We start from the raw sequence: 5,077 nt of genomic DNA on the forward strand, positions 1-5,077 counted from the left end.
TGACCGAGCCCGGCGCCTGACCGAGCCCGGCGTCTGACCGAGCCCGGCGTCATGGCTGGCCGGCACCGGACGCCGATCCGACGATCACTCCGCGGCACCCCGCGTCGGGCGCCGCGAGCCGGGACAGGACCGGCACCGCTCCGGTCAGCTGAGCTGCGTGCGCTCCAGCCACGAGAGGTACTCCGGCGTGACGTTGCCGGTGATGTACTCGCCCGTGAAGCAGCTCATCTCGAGGTCCTCGACGCCGGTCGAGCCCTCGATGATGGCGTCGCGCATGTCCGCGACCTCCTGGTAGATGAGGTGGTCGGCCCCGAGCTCCTGCGCGATCTCGGGGATCCTGCGCCCGTGGGCGATGAGCTCCTCGCGCGACGGCATGTTGATGCCGTAGACGTGCGGGTAGCGGACCGGGGGAGCCGCGGAGGTGAAGGTCACCTTGTTCGCCCCGGCCTGCCGGGCCATCGTCACGATCTCGCGGCTCGTCGTGCCGCGCACGATGGAGTCGTCGACGATGAGGATGTTCTGGCCCCGGAACTCCGAGCTCATCGCGTTGAGCTTCTGCCGCACCGACTTCTTGCGCTGCGCCTGCCCCGGCATGATGAACGTCCGCCCGACGTAGCGGTTCTTGTAGAAGCCCTCGCGGTACTCGATGCCGAGCGTCTGCGCGACCTGCATGGCCGACGGCCGCGAGGAGTCCGGGATGGGCATGACCACGTCGATGTCGCCCGCCGGGCTGTGCTCGGCGATGGTCGCCGCGAGCCGGTTGCCCATGCGCAGGCGTGCGTCGTACACGCTGATGCCCGACATGACGGAGTCGGGGCGCGCCAGGTACACGAACTCGAAGGCGCAGGGGATGAGGCGCGGCGTCGGGTGGCACTGCCGCGCGTGCATCTCGCCGTCCATGGTGATGAAGACCGCCTCGCCGGGCGCCACGTCGCGCACGATCTCGTAGCCGAGCGACTCCATGACGAGGGACTCGCTCGCCACGACCCACTCCATGCGCCCGCCCGCGAGCTCGCGGCGGCCCAGGGTGAGCGGGCGGATCCCGAACGGGTCGCGGAACGCGAGCATGCCGTGCCCCGCGATCATCGCGATGGAGGCGTAGGAGCCCTGGACGCGCTCGTGCACGCGCTCGACGGCGGTGAACACCTGCTCGGGATCGAGCGCGAGGCCCGACACCTGCGACTGCAGCTCGTGCGCGAGGACGTTGACGAGCAGCTCGGTGTCGGAGCTCGTGTTGGTGTGGCGGCGGTCGACGTGGAAGAGCTCCTGCGCCAGCTCCCGCGTGTTCGTCAGGTTGCCGTTGTGGACGAGGACGATGCCGTACGGCGCGTTCACGTAGAAGGGCTGGGCCTCGTCCTCGTCGGCGGCGCTGCCGCGGGTCGCGTACCGCACGTGCCCGAGGCCCATGGTGCCGAGCAGCGCGCGCATGTCGCGGGTGCGGAAGGCCTCGCGGACCTGGCCGCTGAGCTTCTTCACGTGGAAGGTGTTGCCCTCCGCCGTGGCGATGCCGGTGGAGTCCTGACCGCGGTGCTGCAGGAGCAGGAGGCTGTCGTAGACGAGTTGGTTGACGGGTTCGGACGATACGACGCCGACGATGCCGCACATGCTTCGGCTGACTCCTGAAGAGTAGAAGAGGTGGGGGAGCGGCCAGTCTCCCACACGGGAGCGGGCCGGTCGGCCGGTACTCTGTCCCGGTGACCACCAAGAGCTCGTATGCAGAGGCCGGCGTCGACACGGAGGCCGGCGATCTCGCGGTCCAGCTGATGAAGGACGCGGTGTCGCGCACCCACGGCCCCGAGGTCATCGGCGGGTTCGGCGGCTTCGCCGGGCTGTTCGACGCGAGCGCCCTCACGCGCTTCCGCCACCCGCTCCTCGCCACCTCCACGGACGGCGTGGGCACGAAGGTCGCCATCGCCCAGGCGATCGACAAGCACGACACCATCGGGCAGGACCTGGTGGGCATGGTCGTCGACGACATCGTCGTGGTCGGCGCCCGGCCCCTCTTCATGACGGACTACATCGCGTGCGGCCGCGTCGTGCCGGCCCGCATCGCCGACATCGTCGCCGGCATCGCCCGCGCCTGCTCCGACACCGGCACCGCGCTCGTCGGCGGGGAGACGGCCGAGCACCCCGGCCTCCTCGGACCGGACGACTACGACGTCGCGGGTGCCGCGGTCGGCGCCGTCGAGGCCGACCGGGTCCTGGGGGCGGAGCGCGTGCGCGACGGCGACGTCGTGCTGGCGCTCGCGTCGAGCGGCCTGCACAGCAACGGCTTCTCGCTCGTCCGCCACATCCTCGCGACCGCCGGCATCGGCTTCGGCGACACCTCCGCCGAGCTCGGCGGGGTCGTGGGCGAGGTGCTCCTCGAGCCCACGCGCCTCTACACGACGCCCCTGCTCGACGTGCTCGCGCAGCCGGAGCTAGGTCCGGGCGTGCACGCCATCAGCCACGTCACCGGGGGCGGCATCGCCGCCAACCTCGCGCGCGTCCTCCCGCGCGGCTCGTTCAGCGAGCTGGAGCGCTCCACCTGGTCGCCGCCCGCGGTGTTCCGGGCGCTGGCGGGCATCGCCGGCTCGACGCTCGAGAGCGCCGAGGGCACCTGGAACCTCGGCATCGGCATGATCGTCGTCGTCGACGCCGCGGCCGCGGACGGCATCGCGCGCGCGCTGACGGCCGCGGGGATCCCGACGTGGGAGGCGGGGCGCGTGACCATCGGCGACGCCCCCGTCGGCGCCGGGTTCGAGCAGGGCGCCAAGGGCGTCGACGGCGGGGCCGTGCGGCTCACGGGCGCCTACCGCGCCTGATCCGGCTCCTTCGGCTCGTGCCCGAGCGCCTCGAGCGCTCGGCGCGGGCACGCCTGCGGGCGATCCACCTGCGCCGTGCGCGGACGCCCGGGAGCGCCTCGCCTGCGCGGCGCGCGGATGCACCGGGCGCACGTGAACGAACCCGCCTCACCAGGAGACGGGTCCGATGCGCGGCCGGCGCGAGCCGGCGGCGGGGTCAGGCGCGCTTCTGCTCGTCGCCCGGGACGTAGGCGTCCGGCTCGTCGGCGTACTCGTCCCACTTGGCGGCCTCGGCCGCGTACTGCTCGTCGACCGCCCCGTGGGTGGTCAGCTCGCGCTCCAGCTGGGTGTAGTCCACATTGGGACTGAACGACTTCAGCTCTCGCGCGATCTTGGTGTGCTTAGCTTTTTGACGGCCGCGCCCCATGCGAGACCCCCTCACGACTCAGGCCCCGACGGGCGGTGACAACGCTGGATGCAGCGGACAGGGATTGGAGAAAACCTAGGGGCTACCCTAACATGTGGCCCTCGTCGTCCCGGGCGTGTCCTCCCCGTCCGGACGGCCTGCGGGAGCCGTCCGCGTCGCGGTCCGGAGCGTGGATCCCCGGGAGGCCGGGCGCGGACCCGGGCGTCCCCGGAGCCGCGAATCCGCTGAGACCCCCGCCGCGGCCGAGGGACGGGCCAGCCCCTCCGCCGGACGTCGCGGCGCTCAGCCGGTCCGGGCGGGTGCGGACCTCCCACTGACGAGGGTCGCGCGGAGGCCGGCGCCGTCCGCGGGAACTCGCGGCGCGGCCTCCGCGCGGATCCGGATCCTTCGGGTCGATCCGGACGTCATCCGACCGGTCCGGGTGCATCGCCATCGGCGCACGCCGGTTCTCCGGTCGACCTGCACGAGCTCTCGGGGGAAGAGTTCGTGCGCTAACGAGTGTAGCCCGATGTCCCCCTTTTCGAGGACCCTGGGGAGCGAGGGCGTCACCTGCCGTCTCCGCCCGGCGACAGGGGAGGGGAGCCGCGCCGACGGGCGCGGCTCCCCTCGACGGGTGCTCCGGATCAGCTCCGGGCGTCGTCCTGGACGGTCTGCTTCGCGTCCTGGGCGCTGCCCTTCACGTCCTGCGCGGTGGACTGCGCCTCGGACCGGACGGTCTCGGCGGAGTCGGTCGCGGTGCCCTTCACCGCCTCCGCCGCCTGCTGCGCAGGCTCCTTGAGCTCGCCGGCGACGTCCTTGGCCGCGTCGGTCGCCTTCTCCACGAGTGGCTGCGCCTTGTCCTTCACGGTCGAGGCGAGCTCCTTCTCCGTGTCGCTCGCCGGGATCAGCGAGGCGATGACGAGGCCGGCGCCGAACGCGACGAGCCCGAGGCCGAGGGGGTTGCCCCTCGCCCTGGCCTTCGCGCCGCCCGCGGTGCCGGAGACGGCGTCGCCCGCGCTCGCGCGGGCATCGCTCGCGGAGCCGAGGACGCTGTCCTTGACGTTCGAGAAGGCGCCGCGCACCTTCTCGGTCTGGCGCTGGGCCACCTTCGCGGGGGTGACCTTGTCGGCCACCGCGTCCACGTCGACGCTCAGCTCCTCGCGGGTGCGCTCGATGTCGGCGCGGATCTGGTCGGGGTTGTCGCTCATCGGTCTGCCTCGTTCCTCTTCATCGCTTCGGGGATCCTCTTGACGCTCTCGGCCGTGCGGGGGGCGCCCTGCACGGTCTTGAGCTGCTTGCGGCCCTGCAGGTACAGGACCAGGCCGATCACGGCCCAGATCACGGCCACGACGACCGCGGCCCAGGCCAGGTCGTCGAACCAGTAGCCCAGGGCGTACATGAGGGCGAGGGAGAGGAAGAGCACGGCCATGACGCCCGCGTAGCCGGCGCCGCCGAGCAGGCCCGCCCCCTTCCCGGCCTTCTTCGCCGAGTCGCCGATCTCCGCCTTGGCGAGGGCGATCTCCTGCCGCATGAGCGTGGAGACGTCCTTCGTCACGTCGCCGAGGAGGTCGCCGAGGCTCGTGGTCGCGGCCTTCTCCTCGGAGGGGGTGTGCCCGTCGCTCATGCTCGTGGCCGATCCGTGGGGTCGCCCGCGCCGAAGGTCCCGGTCAGCGGGTCGACGGGCCGCGTCTCGTCGTACAGGGGCGTGGCGCCCGTCACGTCGTCCGCGTCGTCGTACGGGCCGACGCCGACCGGGTCGTCCGCGCCGAGCTGGGTCGACGGCAGGTCCGCGGTCGTCGCGGCCGCGGGGGCCGCCGGGGCGACGTACCCGGGTGCGGCGACGCCGGCCGGCGACGTCGTGGGGCCCGTGGCGCCCGTCGTGCCCGTG

General features: G+C 72.8%; 5 protein-coding genes and 1 pseudogene. 1 reads left to right on the forward strand and 5 read right to left on the reverse strand.

Translation table 11 applies throughout. The annotated features are described in order from the left end of the window. Positions 1-144 precede the first annotated feature (144 nt). Positions 145-1,605, reverse strand: a complete 1,461-nt coding sequence (purF, locus tag Q6969_RS12750) for an amidophosphoribosyltransferase (RefSeq protein ID WP_317230768.1) — start codon at positions 1,603-1,605, stop codon at positions 145-147. An 89-nt stretch (positions 1,606-1,694) separates the two neighbouring features. Here purF and purM point away from each other — a divergent pair, with 89 nt between their 5' ends. After that, entirely contained in the window at positions 1,695-2,804 is a 1,110-nt protein-coding gene (gene purM, locus Q6969_RS12755; protein ID WP_317230769.1) for a phosphoribosylformylglycinamidine cyclo-ligase, read from the forward strand. A 196-nt stretch (positions 2,805-3,000) separates the two neighbouring features. On the opposite strand, the gene Q6969_RS12760 is transcribed toward purM, so the two are convergent. The 4 genes and pseudogenes from Q6969_RS12760 to Q6969_RS12775 all read right to left on the reverse strand — a co-directional run. Next, positions 3,001-3,210, reverse strand: a complete 210-nt coding sequence (locus Q6969_RS12760; protein ID WP_012037444.1) for a DUF3073 domain-containing protein — start codon at positions 3,208-3,210, stop codon at positions 3,001-3,003. A gap of 623 nt (positions 3,211-3,833) precedes the next feature. Continuing rightward, entirely contained in the window at positions 3,834-4,397 is a 564-nt protein-coding gene (locus tag Q6969_RS12765) for a DUF3618 domain-containing protein (RefSeq protein WP_317230770.1), read from the reverse strand. Beyond that, positions 4,394-4,813: a phage holin family protein gene (locus tag Q6969_RS12770; RefSeq protein WP_317230771.1), complete on the reverse strand. Its 420-nt coding sequence runs from the start codon at positions 4,811-4,813 to the stop codon at positions 4,394-4,396. The genes Q6969_RS12765 and Q6969_RS12770 overlap by 4 nt, the downstream gene beginning before the upstream one ends. Beyond that, a pseudogene (locus tag Q6969_RS12775) lies at positions 4,810-5,077 on the reverse strand (hypothetical protein); the annotation flags it as partial. The pseudogene Q6969_RS12775 and the gene Q6969_RS12770, both read right to left, overlap by 4 nt.

The organism is Clavibacter sp. MX14-G9D, from assembly GCF_032917815.1.
Lineage (GTDB): Bacteria > Actinomycetota > Actinomycetes > Actinomycetales > Microbacteriaceae > Clavibacter > Clavibacter michiganensis_K.